We start from the raw sequence: 17,043 nt of genomic DNA, 5'->3' as shown, positions 1-17,043 counted from the left end.
GGCTATTGAGCATCACCAGATGATCTCGGGCAACAAAAAAACGGCGCCCCAAAGGGCGCCGTTAGGTTATTCATATATCTGCCAGAGGTTACCGTTTACGGTCGCGGCGCGCACTCATCGGCTGGAAGGCGACGCCAACATGGGCTTCGCAATAGGGTTTGCCCTGCTGAACTGACAAACCGCAGAACCAGAAGTCCTCGGTTGCAGGATCGCCAACAGGCCACTTACAGGTGCGCTCGGTCAATTCCATCAGAGACAGGCGCTTGGCCTTCTTCTCGATCTCGTTGACCTTGGCCAGTGCCTCTGGGCTGATTTCATTGGCCGAGGGCTGCGGTGGCAGCGGCTGACCAGCTGGAATGATTTGCTTGCGAGCAGGTAGCATCGGCTTGCCATCGGCTGACTTGGCAGCAGGTGGGGTGATTGGACGTGCAGGCTCGGTCTTGGGCTGCACTTTGGGCTTGGGCACAGGTTTTGCCGCGGCTGCGGGTTTCTCCTTGGGCTCAGCAGACTTGGCCCCACCAGTGGAGTTGCGGTTGGATAGGCCCAACCGGTGCACCTTGCCGATCACTGCATTGCGGGTGACCCCGCCCAGTTCTTTGGCGATCTGGCTGGCCGACTGACCCTCGCCCCACATCTTTTTGAGCAGTTCAACGCGCTCGTCTGTCCAGGACATATCTTGCCTTTCCAAGCTAAAAGCGGCCCCAAGAAACCTGCGACCGCCATAGTATTCCGTATCAGTGGCCTATTCTAATCACTGCGCCGCGAGTTACAAGCCATCTTGCACTTGTCGGAGCAATAGGTATGCAGGCCGGACACAGAATGTAGGGGCAGTCATGTCAGACACCAGCTATCGTATTGGCCTGGGCGAACGTCGCTTTGGGCGTTTTAACTGGATGGGGCTGCGCACACTGGCCGGTCGGGAGATCACCCGGTTTCTGGTGGTCTGGACCCAGACCCTGCTTGCCCCATTGGTAACGTCTGCGCTGTTTCTGATGATTTTCAATATCGCCATCGGCCCACAGCGCGGCGATGTCATGGGGGTTCCGTTCCTGACTTTTCTGGCACCGGGCATCTTGATGATGACGGTAATCCAGAACGCCTTTGCCAATACCACATCATCGATTGTTATTACCAAGGTACAGGGCAATATCGTGGATACCCTGATGCCGCCATTGTCCGGGCTGGAGATCCTGTTGGGATATCTGGCGGGCGGTGTTGCCCGCGGCTTGCTGGTGGCGCTGGGCATTGCACTGGGGCTGGGGCTGACCTTAGGCATCTGGCCTGCTCATCCCCTTGTTGCGCTGGTGTTTGTCCTTCTGGGCGCGTGTTTTCTCGGGGGGCTTGGCATCGTTGCCGGCGTGTTTGCTGAAAAATTCGACCAGATGGCAGCGATCACGAATTTTATCGTCACACCTTTGGCGTTTTTGTCCGGCACCTTCTACTCCGTCTCGGCATTGCCACCGGTTCTCAAGACACTTTCTTATCTGAACCCGGTTTTCTACCTGATTGATGGGGTGCGATTCGGCATGATCGGCACTTCAGACAGCTCACCTTGGTTGGGATTGGCGGTCTGCAGTGGCGCAACCTTTGCAGTCTGCCTGCTGGGTTGGGCGATGCTGCGCACGGGTTACCGTCTAAAGGCCTGAACGCGGCGGATACGTGATCGGTCATTTACAGACCCTATGTGCCGTGCAATTCTCCGTCGGCCTTACATATGGAAATACCTATGACCTATGAAACCTGGATCGCTTTTGTCCTCGCCAGTGCAATTGTGGTCGTGATCCCCGGCCCAAATATTATCCTGACGGTGAATTTTGCACTGCGCAGCGGACGGCGCACCGGTTGGGGCACAGTGACAGGGACAGCATTGGGGGCGCTGGTGGCGATGTCTGCGACGCTAATGGGCGCAGGCGCGATCCTTGCAACTTCGGTGACATTGTTCTCAATCCTTAAAATTGCCGGGGCCGCTTATCTGATCTGGATGGCCTATTGCTTGTGGACTGCGCCAGTCGAAGAGGTCGAGGAGCCAGGGAGCGTTGCAGGCAGGTCCCTGTGGTCGATCTTTGCCCAGTCTTTTCTCGTCAGCGCGCTGAACCCAAAAGGTCCAGTGTTTTACATGGCGTTTGTACCGCAATTCGTGAACACATCGCTGCCGGTGTTTGAGCAGTTTGCGATTCTCACTGCCACGTTCGTGGGTGTTGCCGCACTTAACGGGCTGATGTGGCTGTTCTTTGCGTCCGGGTTGCGGGCGCGATTGCAGAAGCCGCGTGCGCGGCGCGCGGTCAATAGAACGGGCGCATCCTGCATGTTTGCAGCAGGCGTATTTACCGCCAACGCCTCCCGCGTTGGCTGATCCTGACAGGGGCGTTATTGCGGGCTTTTGGGCTTTCGCAACCGCCCCTCTCGCCAGGCAAGGACCGCCGCTCCGGTCAGGATGATACCGGCGCCGAGAATGGTCACAGCATCTGGTACTGCACCAAAGCCAAGAAAATCATAAAGAGTGGCAAAGATCAGCGTTGCATAACTGAATGGGGCCACAAACGATGCATCGGCACGCGCCATTCCGTTGACAAAGCAGGCTTGAGCACAGGCCATCAAAACACCGATTGCAGCTAGGGCGACCCACTGCTCAACACTGGGCATCTGCCAGACTGGAATGACCGCTGCAGAGGCAATCAGCATGCCAATTGTGTTGTTGATCAACAGGACCTGTAGCGGAGATTCGCGACTGGCCAGCTTTTTGATGAAAATCAGTTCAAATCCCATGATCATCGCCGCCGCAAGGGCCAGCAATGCGGCGGGCTGAAAGCTGTCCGGGGTCGGCCGCAGCAGGATCATCGCGCCAAGCAACGCCGTCACGGCAGCCCCCCAGCGCCACGGGCCAACCCTTTCCCCCAGCAACGGAATGGCCAGCATCATCGCAAAAACCGGGTTCAAGAAAGTGATCGCAGTGGCATCCGCAAGCGGGATATAGGCCACCGAGGCAAACATCAGCGAAACCCCAGCCCAGCCAAATGAGGTTCGCCCGATATGCAAACCCCAATGGGGACGGCTAAAACGAGGCCGCAGCATAATTGCGGCTGTTGAAATCGCCACAAAAGCAAACACAAACCGCCCATGACTGACTTGCAACGGGTGAAGCGGTTCTCCCAGCGCATCGGTGACCAGCGCCTTGGCCACCAGCGTGGTGCCGGCAATGAACGTGGTCGCTACCAGAATGAAGGCGGCAGCTAGGGATGGGTTTTTCTGGATTGCTTTTTGCATAGGGTTGCGATGCGTCAGCCGGTCTTGGGATGCAAGAGTTTTTGGTCAGCTCGCCAACGAAGCTTTTTGAATAGAGGGTAGGAAAGTTGCGCGTTCAGTTTCGCCGGATCTGCCGAAGTGCTCACCGTGGGTGTACAAAAGGACTTTCCTTCTGGTCTATCCTCCGCTATGGGCTGTTCCTATGATCAAACTTGCACATACCACCCGACGGGCACCTGCACTGCGACGCCGACGCTAATCCGCGTTACGGCCTCTTGATCCATGCGTCTCTAATTGGCGCACCTCTCTTCAACATCGTTGACCAACTGCCCATCATACTGCACGTCTTGGGCGTCTATTTTCGAAAAGGATGATCCCGATGATCGCTTCCGTTCTGCCAACCTATAACCGCGCCCCTTTGAACTTTGTCAAAGGCGAAGGCTCCTGGCTGATCGAGGCGGACGGGCGACGTTTTCTGGATCTCGGCGCAGGCATTGCGGTGAACGCTTTGGGCCACGCCCACCCGGCATTGGTTCAGGCCCTGACGGATCAGGCACAAAACCTGTGGCACGTCTCCAACCTCTACCAGATCCCACAGCAACAGGCATTGGCCGACAAGCTGGTGGAGCATACCTTTGCCGACACCGTATTTTTCACCAACTCCGGCACCGAAGCCTGTGAGTTGGCGGTGAAAATGGCGCGCAAGTATTTCTATGACAAAGGGCAGGAGCAGCGGGTTGAAATCCTCACCTTTGACGGCTCTTTCCACGGTCGCTCATCTGCTGGGATTTCGGCCGCCGGATCCGAGAAAATGACCAAGGGCTTTGGTCCTGTCTTGCCGGGTTTTGTACACCTGACATTTGGTGATATGGATGGTGTGACCAATGCGATCACTGACAACACTGCGGCAATCCTGATCGAACCCATTCAGGGGGAAGGTGGCATTCGCGCGGTTCCCGATGCAGAGTTAAAAACTCTGCGGGCTCTTTGTGATGAGCATGGTATCCTGCTGATCCTGGACGAAGTACAATGTGGTGTTGGCCGGACTGGTAAACTGTTTGCGCATGAATGGGCGGGCATCACCCCGGATATCATGATGGTGGCCAAGGGCATCGGCGGTGGCTTCCCGCTGGGCGCAGTGCTTGCCACCGAAGACGCGGCTTCAGGGATGACCGCGGGCACCCATGGATCGACATATGGTGGCAACCCGCTGGGCTGCGCGGTTGGCTGCGCGGTGATGGATCACGTCACCGACCCCACTTTTCTGGACGAGGTGAACCGCAAGGCCGGATTGCTGCGGCAAAAGCTTGAAGGTCTGGTTGGTGCCCACCCAGAGGTGTTTGAAAGTGTCCGCGGCTCTGGCCTGATGTTGGGGCTGAAATGTAAGGCCACCAATATCGATGTGGTCAATGCCGGCTATGACAATCAGGTCATAACTGTCCCAGCCGCTGACAATGTGATCCGCCTGTTGCCGCCACTGACTCTCAGTGATGACGACATCACCCAGGCCCTTCTTCGCCTCGATCAAGCTGCAACTCAGATTGAAACGGCCTGATCCTCATCTAGCTATAAATATCCCGGGGGTCCGGGGGCAGCGCCCCCGGCCCGGTCTCACGAAAAGCGAAACAGCATGAACCATTTTCTCGACATTCATAAAACAGACCCCACCGAACTGCGCAGCATGATTGATCAGGCCAGCGTGATGAAACAGGCGCGTCTCGATCGCCCTAAGGCGGCACCGGATGATGACCAGCCGCTGGCGGGCCGCATGGTTGCTCTGATTTTCGAAAAACCGTCAACCCGAACCCGAGTCTCGTTTGACGTTGGCGTACGCCAGATGGGTGGCCAGTCGATGGTGTTGTCGGGCAGTGACATGCAGCTGGGCCACGGTGAAACCATCGCTGACACCGCCCGTGTGCTGTCGCGCTATGTCGATATGATCATGATCCGGACTTTTGACGAAACCGTGCTGATGGAAATGGCTGAATACGCCTCAGTTCCGGTCATCAATGGCCTGACCGACCGCACTCACCCCTGCCAGATCATGGCCGATATCCAAACCTACGAAGAACATCGCGGTTCGATCAAAGGTAAGAAAGTGGTCTGGACAGGGGACGGCAATAACGTCTGCGCTTCGTTCCTGCATGCGGCTGGGCAGTTTGGTTTTGACCTGACCTTTACCGGCCCTTCGCAGTTGGACCCTGAGGACGAGTTTATTGGTCTGGCCCGTAACGCCGGATCCAAAATCGTGATCGAGCGTGACGCGCAAAAAGCTGTCGAAGGCGCGGATCTGGTTGTTGCGGACACCTGGGTGTCGATGCATGACAGCCAGTCCTCCAAGGAACGTCGCCACAACATGCTGCGCGGCTATCAGGTTAATGCCGAACTGATGTCCCATGCCAAACCTGACGCGCTGTTCATGCATTGCCTGCCTGCGCACCGCGAGGAAGAGGTCACTTCAGAAGTGATGGATGGCCCACAATCGGTGATCTTTGACGAAGCCGAAAATCGTCTGCACGCCCAAAAGGCGGTCATGCGCTGGTGCCTTGGCGTCTAAGGCAACCCGTTATGAACGCACCTAAATTGCTGCTGCGGGAATTGCCGGGGGACTATGCTGTCTCTCGTCTGGCGGCCGGTAGCGACACGCCAGACTGGGTGAATGGGCCCGGTCTGGTCACTGTGACCAGTGCCGAGGACGAAACCTCGATCCTCTGTCTGCGCGAACGGGTTCCGTCGGAGGTTAAACAGTCGGCAGGCTGGACCGCCATCCAGGTCTCCAACCTGTTTGATTTTGATGAACCCGGCGTAGTTGTCGCTGCAACCCGTCCTGTTGCCGAGGCCGGACTGGGTATCTTTGTTGTTTCGACCTTTGACCGGGACTATCTGCTGGTGCGTCAGGACAGTCTGCACCGGGCAGAGATGGCGTGGTTGGGCTATGGGCATAGGGTTCAGCGAGGTCAGTTGTTTTTGCGAAACGCAGAGATATCGGACTGCGATGCGATTGCTGCGTTTCACCTGCGGATCTGGCGGCAGACTTACGGTGCGATTGCGCCTACCGCTGCGGTTGAGGCGCTGAATTTTGACCGCCGACAGGAGCAGTGGCGTGTCAAACTGTCTGGAAATCGCGAGCAGTCTGTCACTTTGCTGGCAGAAGATGAGCAGGGACAGCTTATGGGCCTTTGCGATCTCACAGGTTCCACGATCTCTGGATTTGAGGATGCGCTCGAAATTACACATCTGTATCTGGATGAGAAATTGCGCGGGCAGGGGGGTGGGCGATACTTTCTGAACTTGGCGCAGCACATTGCGCAAAGGTTTAAGAAGCCAGCCGTGGTGCTGGAGGTGGTCCGCGAGAATACGGCTGCGCTCGATTTTTACCGCGCGTGTGGCGGTGATCCCGTGGCTGAGCAAACCTATCGCGGGCCTTTGTGGCCGTCGGAAAATGTGATTATACGCTGGTCTTCAGATCTCTGACCTGTACTCATTGCGTTTGGTATTTAGAACGCGAGAAATGACATGGACCAGACAACTGCTCTTTTGATTGTCGATATGCAGATGGAAATGACCTTCCGAACAGAGGCAGGTCGTCCACGCGCAACCCCACAGGCCGAAGACCGTGTCACGGATCTGGTGGCAGGGTTTCGCAGTGCAGGACTGCCAGTTCTACATGTCCACCACGATGCCCCTCAGCCGGAAAGCCCCTTCCGCCGGGATGCCCCCGGTGGCGCGCCAATGCCCTGTGCCGCGCCCATAGGGGATGAGCCTGTATTTTGGAAAACCGGCTCATCCGGGTTTGTTGACACCGGGCTAGAGGATCACCTGCGTAAAAACGGCATTACCCGACTGGTAATTGTTGGCGGTGTCGCGGCATTCTGCGTGAATTCAACCGCACGGTCCGCGGCAAATTTGGGGTTTGAGGTGCTGGTCCCCGAAGATGCGCTGATCGCTTTTGCACTGCCATCGCGGCACGGTGGCGACATTGACGCAGATGTGGCTCTGGAGGTGATACTGTCGGCCCTGCATGCTGGATTTGGCCGGGTGTTGCCAACCAGCGAAGTGTTGGCAGAGATTTCCTGACTGTCAAAAATAGACCTCCGCAGTCGTGCTGCGGAGGTTTCCGTTGGTCGGTGTCTAGCCAAGATCAAGTTATCTGGAGTGGAAATAGTCCCGAAACTCCTGACGCAGGCGCAGGCGCTCAGGATGTTCTGCAACAAATTGCTCCGGCGGCTTGCCTTCCCACACCTGCGCATAGACCCGCATTTTATTGCCACCATAGATTTTTGCCAGATCTTCGTTGGTATAGCCGCGTTCCCATAAGTCATCGGTGATGGCTGCCAAGATCTTAGCCAACTCTCCATTTCCGGTCGCCCCTTTGTTGAAGGCGTCGATCATATAGCCGCCGTCGTCATACATCGCGGCGTTTTTGGTCGCAAAATCCACAACCAGTTCTGTTGAAAACATGTCGTCGGTGGCCAGGCCCACGTGATCTACACCGACAAGTTTGACATAATAGTCGATCATGTCTGCCGCCTGTTTGGGCGAAATGTCCTCGGGCCAAACACCGTCCATCATCCATTCGGTAAAGGTAGGCGATACATATCCACCGGAGTTGGCCGCACGGAGGGCTTCGTCATCGGGTATGGCGCGATAACACCCGCGAGCTGTCGCATTGGGTTCGCTTTTATACAGCCCAGCCGGAACAGAATGGGTGTAGATAAAGGGTATGCCGGGATAGGTCTCTTCCATGTAAGCCATGGCATCGTTGGCAGTTTTTGATCCGGTGTGACTCAGGTCTAGCAGAATGCCGAACCGCACCAGCTCGTCGATCACAGCTTTCCCCCAAAGGGGTCAGGCCAATGTCATTGCCGTTATAGGCTGCCAACTGTCCAGTTCCGGTGCGAAAAATGTCGTTGTAAGCCAGCATCATGCTCTTGATGCCCATATCCTTGAACACAGCCATCTTCTTGAGGTCGCCATTCAGGATGGTGGCAGTCTGACTGTTCCACAGCACTGCGGTTTTGCCATGTTGGTGCGCGGCCTCAATATCGCGAGTGTGGTTGACGATTTGGTACTTGTCTGGCCGTTCTGCCATAGCTGCGCGAAAGTGGTAGTGCTGTTCCAGTAACGTCTCAAACGACTGATCTGCCGCAGCCAGTGTCATTTCGTGGCCTGTTATGCCGTTGGCTCGTGCTCGGTCAAAATACTCGTGCAGCTGGCTGTATTTGGTCCAGCCAGTGCCATAGGGGCTGGCGAGCATGCCGATGACGATGGTGTCCTGGACAAATTGTTTGGCTTTATCTGAGGCATCCCAGACTTTGCTTTCTTCGCTGGCAGTTGCAGGGAACGCCAGTGTGACAGCAATCGCTCCAATATAAATTGCTTTTTTTAAACATGCTTCAAATCCTCCCTGATATGGCGATGAGCATGCACAAGAGGTTGCAAATGGCAAAGAAAAACCCTCGCAGGCATACTGCGAGGGTTTTTGCAGTTTTTCTGTGTGCAGGCCTTAGCCAACCATGGTGATCAGCAACAGGTAGATCACTGCTGACATGACCGCTGCCGCAGGAACCGTGATCACCCAGGCGGCGATGATGGTCATGAAGTGGCTGCGGCGCACCAGTTTGCGGCGGCGGCGTTCTTCAGGGGCCAAAGCTTTCTTCTTGGGATGTGCCAAGGCAGATTTGCGCAGACGGCGCTCCATGTGCCATTCCCGGAAAAAGCCAACCCCAAACACCGCACCCACAGCAATGTGGGTCGAGGAGACCGGCAGACCGAGCCAGCTGGCCACAATCACGGTGATGGCAGCCGACAGGGACACACAAAAAGCGCGCATCGGGTTGAGCTTGGTAATCTGGCTTCCAACCATGCGGATCAACTTGGGCCCAAACAGGAACAGACCAAACGAGATACCAAAGGCACCAATCACCATGACCCAGGTTGGAATGGCCACCTTGGCGGCAAAGTCGCCAAACTCAGAAGCATGCACAATAGCCGCAAGTGGTCCCACTGCATTGGCCACATCGTTGGCACCGTGCGCAAATGAGAGCAGCGCGGCAGAAATCACCAGCGGAATACGGAACAGGATTTTCAGGGATTTGTTACGGTTTTCCAGACCTTCGGATTGCTTGCTGATCAGCGGTTTGGTGATCGCCCAGCAGGCGGTTCCCAGAACCAGACCAATCAATAATGCGGTCTGAAGGTCGATCTTGACGATCCGCTTGAGCCCCTTAACAGCAAGGTAAGAGGCAAATGCCCCGGCCATGATGCCCACCAGGATAGGAACCCAGCGGCGGGCGGCAGCAATCTTGTCTTCTTTGTAGATGACCTGCGCCTTGATCAGCGCCAAGAAGGCCGCCGCGATAACACCACCCAGAACGGGAGAGATCACCCAGCTGGCGGCAATTTTGCTCATGGTGCCCCAGCTCACAGCGGAAAGGCCGGCAGCGGCGATTCCAGCGCCCATCACGCCTCCAACAACCGAATGGGTGGTCGAGACAGGGGCGCCAACCCAAGTGGCCAGATTGACCCAGAGTGCCGAAGAAATCAGCGCCGCCATCATCGCCCAGATAAAGATATCTGTTGAAGCCATCACCTGCGGATCAATGATCCCTTTGGAGATAGTCGAAACAACATCACCTCCGGCCAGCAGGGCACCGGCACTTTCAGCAATGGCGGCGATCAGAATGGCGCCACCCATGGTCAGCGCATTTGCACCTACCGCTGGCCCCATGTTGTTGGCGACGTCGTTGGCGCCGATGTTGACGGCCATATAGGCGCCAAAAGCAGCGGCTGCGACCACCACAAAGTTAACAGGTGTGGTGCCCAGTAAGACGGCTGCGGCCAGACCGGCCAAAACGATAAACACCAGCGCAATGCCTGATCCAACCATAGGCCGCGCGACATAACTGGTCGCATTTTCCAGCTGCGCGATCCTGTTCAGATCTTTGTCGAGTGTTTTCCATTGTCTGCGTTGAGGGTCGTCGCTCATCGTATCAGTCCCGAATCCAGTGATCGGAAACGCGCCTAGCCCTCCCTTGGATTCGGTGCAAGGGATTTGTCGCAAATAGTTCGTAAGACTGTTACAGTTGGCGTAGCAAATCGCGCAACTGTGGCTCATGTACCAGATTGGCGGCGTCTTCGACGGGGACCCATTGGCGCTTGCGTTGTTTACGCTCGGGATAGGATTTGGACAGTTTGGTCACCTGAGCAATATAGACCAGTGTTTCTACCGTTTCGACCCGGCCCCGACCTCGATTTTTTTGATAGTCATAGTGCCCGATCGGTTCGCCTTCGATCTTGGCTTTTTTGACCCCGGCTTCTTCCCAGGCTTCTTGTAGAGCGGATTGGGCGCCGTCTTTGCCCTGGATCGGCCAGCCTTTGGGGAGGATCCAGCGGCCGGTGCCACGGCTGGTGATCATCAGCACATCCGTGCCGTCGTCTGTCTTGCGGTAGCACAGGGCTGCTACCTGTAGGCGCTTTGGCCTAAAGATCATGGGCCTGAGAATCTCTTCCCAGGCACGGGTTAACGCGCGCGTCATAACTGCTCGGTGCCTTTGCGGCTTGCCTCAGTGTGATATTTGGATGTCGGACATATAGGCCCAGCTCGCCTTGGTTACAATGCGGGCTGGGGACAACGGCTCAAAGTGCGGTATTTTTGACGATCTCAATCTTGTGGTGTGAATGGATTGACAATTGCAGTGTGCTGAGGCGCCATGCGCCAGTGAAGAAACTGGCCTAGGAGAGTTCGATGAAATCTGCACTGATCACCGGTGGCGCGCGCGGCATTGGTTTTGCCACAGCCAAAGAACTGATGGCCGAAGGCTGGCAGGTCGCAATTCTGGACCGCGACAGCGCCGAGTTGGCAGTGGCGCTGACTAAACTGCCCGGTGCCATCGGCATTGATGCGGATGTCTCAGACCCGGCAGATGCGGATCGGGTTCTGGCTGAGGTAACCGAAGCATTTGGTCGTCTGGACGGGCTGGTCAACAACGCAGGTGTGGCGGATTTTGGTCCTATCCGGGACACAACGTTTGAGCGCTGGCAGCGCGTGATGCAAACCAATCTGGACGGTCCATTCCTGATGACACAGGCCTTTACCGGCTTGCTGGCGGAAAGTGGTGGCGGGGCGGTGGTGAATATCACCTCGATCTCCGGGTTGCGCGCCAGCACATTGCGGGTCGCCTATGGCACCTCTAAGGCGGCCTTGGCACAGCTGACGCTGCAACAGGCTGCTGAGCTGGGCGAACTGGGCATCCGGGTAAATGCGGTGGCTCCGGGGCCCGTGGCCACCAAACTGGCAATGGCAGTGCACTCGCCTGAAATTATTGCCGCGTATCACGACGCGTTGCCTTTGAACCGCTATGGCAAGGAAGAAGAAATCGCCGCGGCCATAACATTTTTGCTGTCGGATAAAGCCAGTTTTATCACCGGTCAAATCCTGGCGGCTGATGGCGGTTTTGAGGCTGTGGGGATTGGATTGCCTGCGCTGAGAGCCACAAACACAGCGGACTGACAGACTTGCCCCGATCTTAAGGCAGGCGATGCCGCATTGCTCATCACTTTGGCAGGGGGTGTTGTTGGGGAAATGATGGGGGCAGCGCGCCGGGGAGGGATTAAACGCGCCGCCCCACTTCAGGCTCAAATGCCTGATGCCCCTATTGCCCGAGATCATCTCGGGTAAAGAGGAAGGGGGTGAAAAGAGGTGCTACTCGATGCCTGTCAAGTCTGCCTATATTCAGTGTTCTTAGGGTCGTGTTTTTGTTTTTGGTCTTGTTTTTGTTCTTGTGCATTTAAGATACATTTTAGATGGCTCTGTGGATATGAGCATTGACGCCAAAATTTTCATAAATGCCGCCAATGTGGCGGGTGGAGTGGCAGATCCACCATTTTTGCCGCCAAAAGCACCAGAATAGACGCCGATTCGCTGCATTTTGTCGTGGCTATCTAGGTCGCCGCTTTGCACGCAGGGTTGGATCTGCCTGTGTGGGGTCTTCTGGCCAGGGATGTCTGGGATATTGCGCCCGCATGTCCTTGCGCACGTCCGCATAAGATCCGGTCCAAAATCCGGGTAGGTCTCGGGTGATCTGAATGGGGCGACGGGCAGGGGACAGCAAGGTTATTTTCAAGGGTACACCACCACTGGCCGGATGCCGGGTGACGCCAAACAATTCCTGTATCCGCACCTCGATCTCGGGGCCGGTCTCGGCATAGGTGATCGGTATCCGGTTGCCCAGTGGGCTGGTGAAGTGGCTGGCGGCCTCGCGGTCCAGCAGTTGGGTTTGGTTCCAGTCCAGCGCCGCACGCAGGGCAGGCAGCAGGTCGAACCGCTTCCAGTCCTCTGCAGTTTTTATCCCGGTCAGCATCGGCAGCAGCCAGTCACCTATAGTGTCGGTGAGGCCTTGGATTGAGAAGTCAGGCAGGTCGTGACCTTCGGCGCGCACCAGTTCAACCCGCGCTGCCAAGCGTGCCGCCGCCCCCGTTAGGCGTAAACCAAGGTCACGCACCCCGTCCAGCATCGCCTCTGCCACCGCTTCGGGTGGGACATCTTTCCAGACCTGATCGTCCAGGACTATGGCGCCAAACCGCTCTTGCTTGCGCGACACCACCCGCCGGTCACGTTTGGACCATTCACAAATGTCGTTCCAAGCGATCTGATCCTTGAACAGGGCACGGATCTCGCTTTGTGAGATCTGTGCCGCCATCCGCACCCGCGCTTCGCGCAGGTTACCGTCACTGTCCAGCGTCACAATGAAGGGCGCCGATGCCAGGGTATCGCTGTCATCCAGCACCACGCCCTTACCGCCGGAGAGGACATAGCGCGGCGTGTCCCCTTTGCGGCGCTGTCCGATACGATCAGGATAGGCGAGCGCGGCCATGGCGGCAGGGGTCAGCGGGGCATCAGGTTTCGGCTGCTTCGTGCCCTGCCGCCGCAGGCGGCGGCTCTCTGCTTTGATCCGTTCAATCACCGGCATGTTCACCTGGTAGGGGCGTTTCCGCATGAACCCCTTGGGATCCTGCATGGCCTGCATCCGCAGCAAGAGGTCACTTGGTGCACCGCGCAAGGGATCGCGTTCGGCCATCAATGCTGCCAATTGCACCGCGTCTGGACCGCCGGTGACCAGCATATGCCCCAGTCGTGGGTGGAGCGGCAGGGTGGCCAGAGCCTTGCCGTGCCCGGTGATCCGACCCTGAGCATCCAAGGCGCCGAGCATTCGCAACAGGGCCTGTGCCTCAGTCATTGCCCCCTCGGGCGGTGGGGTCAGGAAGGACAAATCGCTTGTGGCGGCGCCCCATAAGGCCAGTTCCAGCGCCAGCCCTGTCAGATCTGCAGCTTCTATCTCGGCTGGTGGATAGGCCGCCAGCGCGCCCTCTTCGCCCTTGGTCCACAGCCGATAGCAGATGCCCTCTGCCACCCGTCCAGCCCGGCCTCGCCGCTGGGTGGCTTCGGCCCGTGTTACCTTTTCGGTGATCAATCGCGACATGCCGGAACCGGGATCAAACCGGGCCCGGCGCGCCTGACCCATATCGACCACCACGCGAATGTCCTGAATGGTCAGTGATGTCTCAGCAATGGACGTCGCCAGCACAACTTTGCGGCCGGATTTGACAGGTGCGATGGCGGCGCGTTGTTCACTGAATGGCAGGGCGCCAAACAAGGGCCGCACGACGCAGGTTTCCGGCAGCTTTGCCGTCAGTGCCGAGGCCGCCCGGCGGATCTCCCCTTCGCCGGGGAGAAACACCAGGATACCCCCCCCTGTGTCACGCGTGTCTTTTTCGGCCTGTTGCACCAGATCCACCAGCGCATCCAGTCGCTGTGTTCGCGCGGCGGCCCCGCGTGATGGCCCACGAGGCCCCTGTGTCGTAATGGGTCGGTCAAGCCAGCGTGTTTCTACATCATAGCTGCGTCCCTCAGACGTAACCATTGGGGCCTGCATCAACTCGGCCACGGGACCCGCATCCAGTGTCGCAGACATCGCCATCAGGATCAGATCGTCGCGCAGGGCCTCTGCCACTTCCAGACAGAGAGCCAAGCCAAAGTCGGCGTTCAGCGACCGTTCGTGGAATTCATCAAAGATCACCGCGCCGATGCCCGGCAGGTCTGGATCTGACTGTAACATCCGGGTCAGGATGCCCTCGGTGACCACTTCGATGCGGGTGGTCTTGGACACTTTGGATTCGCCGCGCACCCTGTAGCCAACGGTGTCGCCAACCCGCTCGCCCAATGTCTCGGCCATCCGTTCAGCTGCGGCACGCGCGGCCAGACGGCGCGGTTCCAGCATTACGATGCGGCCCTTGCACAGGTCGGCCTCCAGCATCGCCAATGGCACACGGGTGGTTTTGCCCGCACCAGGGGGAGCTTGCAGGACGGCCCGGCCATCGGCGCGCAGGGCATCAATCAATTCGGGCAGGACGGCATCAATGGGAAGTTTTGTCATGGCGCTGTTATCGCCAATGACTGCACGAAGGTCTAGCCACTGGACAAGCTGCACCGAGCTGCGTCAAGTAAGCGAGACCAAACCAAGGGGGCAGGCATGGATATTGCCGAGCTGAGCACAAAGATTCTGAGCAGTGACCGACGCGCATTGGCCCGCGCCATCACGTTGGTGGAAAGTGGTCGTGCTGATCACCGGGCGCGGGCAACCGAGCTGCTGGATCTTTTGGCCCGACACAAACGGCAGGCGCTACGCATTGGCCTGTCCGGCACGCCCGGTGTTGGCAAATCCACCTTCATCGAGAGCTTTGGCCTGATGCTCACCGCACAGGGGCTGCGGGTGGCGGTGCTGGCAGTCGATCCAAGTTCAGCGCGTTCGGGGGGATCGATTCTTGGCGACAAGACCCGGATGGAACGACTGTCACGTGACCCCAACGCCTTTATCCGCCCTTCGCCCAGTCAGACCAATCTTGGTGGGGTGGCGCGGCGGTCCCGTGAAGCTGTGGCGTTGTGTGAGGCTGCGGGCTACGATGTGGTGCTGATCGAAACGGTTGGGGTTGGTCAGTCCGAAACCGTGGTGAGCGAAATTTCTGACCTGTTCTTGCTGTTGCTGGCCCCGGCTGGTGGGGATGAGCTGCAGGGGGTCAAGCGTGGCATCATGGAAATCGCCGATGTGATTCTGGTCAACAAGGCTGATGGAGAACTGAAGTCTGCCGCCAGCCGTACCTGTGCAGACTATTCCGGCGCGCTGCGACTGCTGCGCAAGCGCCCGCAGGACCCTGCGGGTTTCCCCAAAGCACTGATGGTGTCTGCGCTGGAAGATCAGGGGCTATCCATTGCCTGGGACGAGTTGCAGCAGTTAGATGCCTGGCGCCGCGAACATGGGCACTGGCAGCAACGTCGTGCCGAACAGGCCCAATATTGGTTCCACGAAGAACTGCGACAGGCGGTATTGTCTCAATTGAGTACCGCTGAAGCGCAAAGTGAGATCAATCAGCTTGCGCTTCAGGTTGCCAGTGGTGAGGTGTCTTCGGTCAAAGCGGCGGGCCTTGCCTTGGCCTGCCTGAAAATTACCACCGGGTAGAGGGCTGGCGACCTGTTTCATTGAACAGGCCAATGTCCTTTTGAATATGGCTGGACAAATCGCGCAGCGATGAACGTGCTTGCAACTGCCGGACCAACTGATCGCGGCGCTTTTGGGGCCAGCGCAGTTTCAGGCCTGTCCAAAGTGATCTTTGTGGCTGGTGCTCAATACAATGCGTGGTCATAGCGCTTTCCTTTCATCTCTTACATTGGCTAAATGGGGATGAGGTGCCGGAATGACCAATTGAATTGCCATGGGGAGGCATAAGGAGATTTTATGCCAGATCAGCTACCTCTTCCACCGTTGACCGCCGTGCGCGCATTTGAAGCCGCGGCGCGCTTTGGCAGTTTTACCCGCGCAGCTGAAGAGTTGGGGATGACTCAGGCCGCGGTGAGCTATCAGATTAAACAGTTGGAAGATCGCGCTGGGGTGCCCTTGTTTCGCCGCCAGCCACGCGGCGTGCAACTGACGCCAGACGGGGCGCAATTGGCGGCCCGCGCCGGAGAGGCGCTGGAGATCCTGCGTGAGGCCTTTGCTGAACTGCGCCAGACGACCGAGGACACTTTGGTGATTTCTGTTATTGCCGCTTTTGCAGCCAGTGTTCTGGGGCCAAGGTTGTGGCAGTTTCAGGCCGAGAACCCGGATATCGCCACCCGGATCGATATCAATCAAAAACCGGTCAATCTGGAGGCCGGTGAGGCGAGCGTTGCCATCCGCATTGGTGATGGCAATTGGGAGGGCATGCGAGCGGACCATTTGATGCGGCCTGAGATTACGCCGATGATCAGCCCGGCCTACATCGAACGTCACGGGCCGTTGACCTGTCTTGAGGATCTGTTGACAGCTCCGCGCGTGGTTGCAGGGCATCCTGCCTGGGATCGCTGGTTTGAAGCGGCCGGGCTGACACCGCCGTGTACCAAGAACCTGCGTGATAAAACCATGGGGTCGCAAATTTTTGAGGTTCAGGCCGCCAAGGCCGGGCAGGGGGTAACCCTGCTGACCCCAACCTATTACCGGCGGGAACTGGCCAATGGGGAATTGATACAACCCTTTGATATCGTGGTTGAGAGTGGACGCCCGGTGTGGTTGGTCTATGCTGAACGCAGGCGGAAATCTCCTGCGATCCGGGCGTTTCGGAAATGGCTGCTGGCAGAAATGCAAACACTAGTGGTCGCAGGGTGACCTGACTCGCTTGACGCCCGTTTTGATTCCGCGTATGAGCAGCCAACGAAATTCTGAGTGCGGCTTAGGCGGCGCTCTCTTACATTGACGGGGTCTGCTTCCC

The 17,043-nt window shown here is 57.6% G+C and carries 17 protein-coding genes; 9 read left to right on the top strand and 8 right to left on the bottom strand.

Translation table 11 applies throughout. The features are described from left to right. Nucleotides 1-88: 88 nt before the first annotated feature. Nucleotides 89-673, bottom strand: a complete 585-nt coding sequence (locus tag FEE96_RS07855; protein ID WP_138162467.1) for a GcrA family cell cycle regulator — start codon at nt 671-673, stop codon at nt 89-91. A 160-nt stretch (nt 674-833) separates the two neighbouring features. Between FEE96_RS07855 and FEE96_RS07850 the strand changes: the two genes are divergently transcribed. Next, nucleotides 834-1,646: an ABC transporter permease gene (locus FEE96_RS07850; RefSeq protein WP_138162466.1), complete on the top strand. Its 813-nt coding sequence runs from the start codon at nt 834-836 to the stop codon at nt 1,644-1,646. Nucleotides 1,647-1,726: 80 nt separating this feature from the next. After that, a complete protein-coding gene (locus tag FEE96_RS07845) occupies nt 1,727-2,353 on the top strand; it encodes a LysE family translocator (RefSeq protein ID WP_138162465.1) in 627 nt (208 codons plus the stop codon). 14 nt (nt 2,354-2,367) lie between these two features. On the opposite strand, the gene FEE96_RS07840 is transcribed toward FEE96_RS07845, so the two are convergent. Further along, nucleotides 2,368-3,264: a DMT family transporter gene (locus FEE96_RS07840; protein WP_138162464.1), complete on the bottom strand. Its 897-nt coding sequence runs from the start codon at nt 3,262-3,264 to the stop codon at nt 2,368-2,370. A 358-nt stretch (nt 3,265-3,622) separates the two neighbouring features. Here FEE96_RS07840 and FEE96_RS07835 point away from each other — a divergent pair, with 358 nt between their 5' ends. From FEE96_RS07835 to FEE96_RS07820, 4 genes are all read left to right on the top strand, one after another. Continuing rightward, on the top strand, nt 3,623-4,798 hold the full coding sequence (locus FEE96_RS07835) for an aspartate aminotransferase family protein (protein WP_138162463.1): 1,176 nt from the start codon (nt 3,623-3,625) through the stop codon (nt 4,796-4,798). 75 nt (nt 4,799-4,873) lie between these two features. Continuing rightward, nucleotides 4,874-5,800, top strand: a complete 927-nt coding sequence (gene argF / locus FEE96_RS07830) for an ornithine carbamoyltransferase (RefSeq protein ID WP_138162462.1) — start codon at nt 4,874-4,876, stop codon at nt 5,798-5,800. An 11-nt stretch (nt 5,801-5,811) separates the two neighbouring features. After that, nucleotides 5,812-6,717 (top strand): GNAT family N-acetyltransferase, encoded by a 906-nt coding sequence (locus tag FEE96_RS07825; RefSeq protein ID WP_138162461.1) that lies wholly within the window; start codon nt 5,812-5,814, stop codon nt 6,715-6,717. 42 nt (nt 6,718-6,759) lie between these two features. Beyond that, nucleotides 6,760-7,320, top strand: a complete 561-nt coding sequence (locus tag FEE96_RS07820) for an isochorismatase family protein (protein WP_138162460.1) — start codon at nt 6,760-6,762, stop codon at nt 7,318-7,320. A gap of 69 nt (nt 7,321-7,389) precedes the next feature. Here FEE96_RS07820 and FEE96_RS23960 read toward each other — a convergent pair whose 3' ends face one another. The 4 genes from FEE96_RS23960 to FEE96_RS07805 all read right to left on the bottom strand — a co-directional run bounded on the left by FEE96_RS23960 (nt 7,390) and on the right by FEE96_RS07805 (nt 10,781). Beyond that, nucleotides 7,390-8,034: a membrane dipeptidase gene (locus tag FEE96_RS23960; protein ID WP_281278356.1), complete on the bottom strand. Its 645-nt coding sequence runs from the start codon at nt 8,032-8,034 to the stop codon at nt 7,390-7,392. Further along, a complete protein-coding gene (locus FEE96_RS23955) occupies nt 7,925-8,692 on the bottom strand; it encodes a membrane dipeptidase (protein WP_281278354.1) in 768 nt (255 codons plus the stop codon). Before FEE96_RS23955 ends, FEE96_RS23960 begins: the two co-directional genes overlap by 110 nt. A 57-nt stretch (nt 8,693-8,749) precedes the next feature. Then, on the bottom strand, nt 8,750-10,231 hold the full coding sequence (locus FEE96_RS07810; protein WP_138162459.1) for an inorganic phosphate transporter: 1,482 nt from the start codon (nt 10,229-10,231) through the stop codon (nt 8,750-8,752). 91 nt (nt 10,232-10,322) lie between these two features. Continuing rightward, nucleotides 10,323-10,781: an NUDIX hydrolase gene (locus tag FEE96_RS07805; protein ID WP_138162458.1), complete on the bottom strand. Its 459-nt coding sequence runs from the start codon at nt 10,779-10,781 to the stop codon at nt 10,323-10,325. Nucleotides 10,782-10,990: 209 nt separating this feature from the next. On the opposite strand from FEE96_RS07805, the gene FEE96_RS07800 reads away from it, so the two are divergent. After that, complete coding sequence (locus FEE96_RS07800) at nt 10,991-11,755, top strand: SDR family NAD(P)-dependent oxidoreductase (protein WP_138162457.1); 765 nt, start codon at nt 10,991-10,993, stop codon at nt 11,753-11,755. A 427-nt stretch (nt 11,756-12,182) separates the two neighbouring features. Here the strand turns inward: FEE96_RS07800 and hrpB are convergent, their stop codons facing one another. After that, nucleotides 12,183-14,678, bottom strand: coding sequence for an ATP-dependent helicase HrpB (gene hrpB / locus FEE96_RS07795; protein WP_138162456.1), 2,496 nt, complete (start codon nt 14,676-14,678; stop codon nt 12,183-12,185). Between the two features lie 96 nt (nt 14,679-14,774). Here hrpB and meaB point away from each other — a divergent pair, with 96 nt between their 5' ends. Continuing rightward, complete coding sequence (gene meaB / locus FEE96_RS07790) at nt 14,775-15,758, top strand: methylmalonyl Co-A mutase-associated GTPase MeaB (RefSeq protein ID WP_138162455.1); 984 nt, start codon at nt 14,775-14,777, stop codon at nt 15,756-15,758. Here meaB and FEE96_RS07785 read toward each other — a convergent pair. Further along, on the bottom strand, nt 15,745-15,942 hold the full coding sequence (locus FEE96_RS07785; protein WP_138162454.1) for a hypothetical protein: 198 nt from the start codon (nt 15,940-15,942) through the stop codon (nt 15,745-15,747). The two genes, meaB and FEE96_RS07785, sit on opposite strands and share 14 nt — an antisense overlap. Nucleotides 15,943-16,034: 92 nt before the next feature. Here FEE96_RS07785 and FEE96_RS07780 point away from each other — a divergent pair, with 92 nt between their 5' ends. Further along, nucleotides 16,035-16,940: a LysR substrate-binding domain-containing protein gene (locus tag FEE96_RS07780; RefSeq protein WP_138162453.1), complete on the top strand. Its 906-nt coding sequence runs from the start codon at nt 16,035-16,037 to the stop codon at nt 16,938-16,940. Nucleotides 16,941-17,043 lie beyond the last annotated feature (103 nt).

The organism is Parasedimentitalea maritima (genome assembly GCF_005771405.1).
GTDB classification, from domain to species: Bacteria; Pseudomonadota; Alphaproteobacteria; order Rhodobacterales; family Rhodobacteraceae; genus Parasedimentitalea; species Parasedimentitalea maritima.
This window is presented reverse-complemented; position numbering and strand designations above follow the sequence as displayed.

Excerpts from the sequence above, each read along its gene's own strand:
- FEE96_RS07855 (WP_138162467.1), bottom strand. The coding sequence starts at position 673 with ATGTCCTGGACAGACGAGCGCGTTGAACTGCTCAAAAAGATGTGGGGC.
- FEE96_RS07850 (WP_138162466.1), top strand. The coding sequence starts at position 834 with ATGTCAGACACCAGCTATCGTATTGGCCTGGGCGAACGTCGCTTTGGG.
- FEE96_RS07845 (WP_138162465.1), top strand. The coding sequence starts at position 1,727 with ATGACCTATGAAACCTGGATCGCTTTTGTCCTCGCCAGTGCAATTGTG.
- FEE96_RS07840 (WP_138162464.1), bottom strand. The coding sequence starts at position 3,264 with ATGCAAAAAGCAATCCAGAAAAACCCATCCCTAGCTGCCGCCTTCATT.
- FEE96_RS07835 (WP_138162463.1), top strand. The coding sequence starts at position 3,623 with ATGATCGCTTCCGTTCTGCCAACCTATAACCGCGCCCCTTTGAACTTT.
- argF (WP_138162462.1), top strand. The coding sequence starts at position 4,874 with ATGAACCATTTTCTCGACATTCATAAAACAGACCCCACCGAACTGCGC.
- FEE96_RS07825 (WP_138162461.1), top strand. The coding sequence starts at position 5,812 with ATGAACGCACCTAAATTGCTGCTGCGGGAATTGCCGGGGGACTATGCT.
- FEE96_RS07820 (WP_138162460.1), top strand. The coding sequence starts at position 6,760 with ATGGACCAGACAACTGCTCTTTTGATTGTCGATATGCAGATGGAAATG.
- FEE96_RS07810 (WP_138162459.1), bottom strand. The coding sequence starts at position 10,231 with ATGAGCGACGACCCTCAACGCAGACAATGGAAAACACTCGACAAAGAT.
- FEE96_RS07805 (WP_138162458.1), bottom strand. The coding sequence starts at position 10,781 with ATGACGCGCGCGTTAACCCGTGCCTGGGAAGAGATTCTCAGGCCCATG.
- FEE96_RS07800 (WP_138162457.1), top strand. The coding sequence starts at position 10,991 with ATGAAATCTGCACTGATCACCGGTGGCGCGCGCGGCATTGGTTTTGCC.
- hrpB (WP_138162456.1), bottom strand. The coding sequence starts at position 14,678 with ATGACAAAACTTCCCATTGATGCCGTCCTGCCCGAATTGATTGATGCC.
- meaB (WP_138162455.1), top strand. The coding sequence starts at position 14,775 with ATGGATATTGCCGAGCTGAGCACAAAGATTCTGAGCAGTGACCGACGC.
- FEE96_RS07785 (WP_138162454.1), bottom strand. The coding sequence starts at position 15,942 with ATGACCACGCATTGTATTGAGCACCAGCCACAAAGATCACTTTGGACA.
- FEE96_RS07780 (WP_138162453.1), top strand. The coding sequence starts at position 16,035 with ATGCCAGATCAGCTACCTCTTCCACCGTTGACCGCCGTGCGCGCATTT.